Origin of the sequence: Endozoicomonas sp. ONNA2, from assembly GCF_024606365.1 — a bacterium.
Lineage (GTDB): Bacteria > Pseudomonadota > Gammaproteobacteria > Pseudomonadales > Endozoicomonadaceae > Endozoicomonas.
The window spans coordinates 1-2285 of sequence record NZ_JAHHPO010001105.1; the positions used below are offsets into that span (position 1 = coordinate 1).

Consider the following 2285-nt stretch of genomic DNA (forward strand, 5'->3'; position numbering starts at 1 on the left):
CAGTAGGGCAGTCTATTCTCGGACAGCCTCCTAGTGGAAAGATACCCGGCTTTTTGCTTGAGGAACTGAATCTACCGGAAGAAAAACGAATTATTCACTGGGTAAATGAAGAATGCGGAATTTTCAGGAAGGATCAATCCGCTAATGATGAACGGGCTCGGCGATGGGGAGTCAAAAAGGGTAATACGAATATGACGTATGATAAATTACATCGGGCAATCAGGTATAATTACAAAAATAATCATAAGTCAGGAAGCCTAACACATTTAAGTTTCGGTATATATGGTCAATCAGAAGGACATAAAGTGAGTCCTTTTTATCAGTTTGATATGGGCAATAAAGATGTTAGGGGCCAGATTGATTATTTTAAAAATAATCATGCAGGATAAGATAAGTGAACGAATTAAGAATCAGACCGGATGAACATAAAGGCAATTAACGTAACGCACAGAGTCAGGAAGAAAAGCTTTTCCTCATGGTGTGAATTACGCTCACGAGTTGCAGTTGGATGATGACACGATCTGCAGTGCCATTGCTTATGGGGATTTGGAGGGAAAATATACTAATACTCAATCGCCAATTCCCGGGCTATTCACTGACAGGTTTCACGTCTGATCGACTTGCCAGGTGATTTTGCAAAATGACTGCACTGGCAAAAAAAATCCGGAAGATCGGCTTAATCCGCAGTCTGATTCTCTCATTCACAGGTAATCAACCTTTTACCCATTCAGGGCATTCATCAATTGTTCTAATGCCCTTTGGATGTTTAAGCCGTGAACCTGATAAAGAGTTCGTCGTCTACCAGGCATTTGTCCATCATATTTTTCTGGCTTATAAACGCACAATTGGCAGAAGTCCCGGGATTATTTTGTGGGTTCTGAAGATTGTTAGCGTTTTGATCAACAAGAATGACATCCTGGTGTATCACCTCACCGTGCCTGCCAAGAATTTCAAATCGCACAGCCCCCCCGAATTGCCGGGGCAGAATCGGATCATAAAGTGATGGCACAAGCCCTATGGACACACTGATATCCCTGCCCGGATGAGCACTATCACCAGTAAGATAAATTTGTCCATATAATGCATAGCCTTTAGATGTATAAAATAAGGGGCTGGTGAGTTGTTGACTATTTCCATCCCTGATGTTTTCAAGTGCTTGTTTGACACCGGATATCTTCCAGAGTGCAACGCCGTTGCCGGTATCCGCTTTTTGGCGTTGCAGTTCCTGCTCTAGTTTCTGTATTTGTCCTTGCTGGCCAACAATGGCTCTGCACAGTTCATTGATGTTAGCTGCCTGCAGTTGATAGGCTTGTCTCAGCTCCGCAAAGCCATTGAGTACATCCCCAAACTGTTTAACCATGGCTTCGTATTGGGCATAGGTTATTGTCGGCGTTGCAAGTGCTCCTGCCGATGCCCCTGCGGGCTCTTTGGCAGTGGCTGGCTCAGGTGGTATCTCCTGGTTGGGTGTAGGTAAAACGGATGCCAGCGTGCGGGCGGGATGCTCCTCATCATTATGGAAATGGCGTGGCAGATCATGCAGAGACAGCCATTTGCCGCATTCGATGCTCAAAGGAGCGTGTTCATCGCCTTCGAAATTATTCAGCATTACGTCTCTGGCACAAGAAATCTCCTGGCTTTTCGACAACTCAGTCAACACCTGGCACGGTGCAAACTGATTAACCACGGGGTATTGTTTTCTGGCGCACCGAATGTCAGCGGGCTGGGGTAAAGTAGTACTTTCGTCTTGTAAAGGTGCCGTGCAGGGCAACTGCGACCGTGCCAGGTCTATGACCCCGCACTGACCACCCGGTGCGCTCTCCAGCGGCCAGGGTGTGCTTTCAATAATATGGGAAGGATCATGAATTGCAGTTGAGTCACGCCTCCTGATTGGCGTATTGATTAAATTTGAACATACATGGCAACCCAGCTGCAGCAACAGATCAGCGTCAGCCAGCTTGCACCTGAAGAGGGCACCACTGGTAGTCCGGAATACTATTGAGGTTTTTTCTTCGGATGCCCGGGTAAAGGCTTTATCTTTATCCCCAGTATTGACCGGCAGTGGCTCAACCCCGCCAGGGTTAACGGAAGTGGAATAGGTAGAAAAATACATAAACACCAGCTCCTGTGGTCAGGCATTAAACAAGCCTTGAAAAAAATCATTCAAACTAGCTGGCCATATGGAATCGAATATTTCTGGCTATTTGGGCAGGTACTGTGCAAGGCACAACGGGGGAGCATAGCCGTAGCTATGTGACCGGAGTTGTAACGAAGCACAGTGCCAGCAC

General features: G+C 46.5%; 2 protein-coding genes. One reads left to right on the forward strand and one right to left on the reverse strand.

Translation table 11 applies throughout. The features are described 5' to 3' along the window. Positions 1–389 (forward strand): ETS domain-containing protein (locus tag KDK14_RS19670; protein ID WP_257266913.1); only part of this gene is annotated, 389 nt, incomplete at its 5' end. Between the two features lie 377 nt (positions 390–766). On the opposite strand, the gene KDK14_RS19675 is transcribed toward KDK14_RS19670, so the two are convergent. Next, complete coding sequence (locus KDK14_RS19675) at positions 767–2110, reverse strand: hypothetical protein (RefSeq protein ID WP_257266914.1); 1344 nt, start codon at positions 2108–2110, stop codon at positions 767–769. Between the last annotated feature and the right edge of the window lie 175 nt (positions 2111–2285).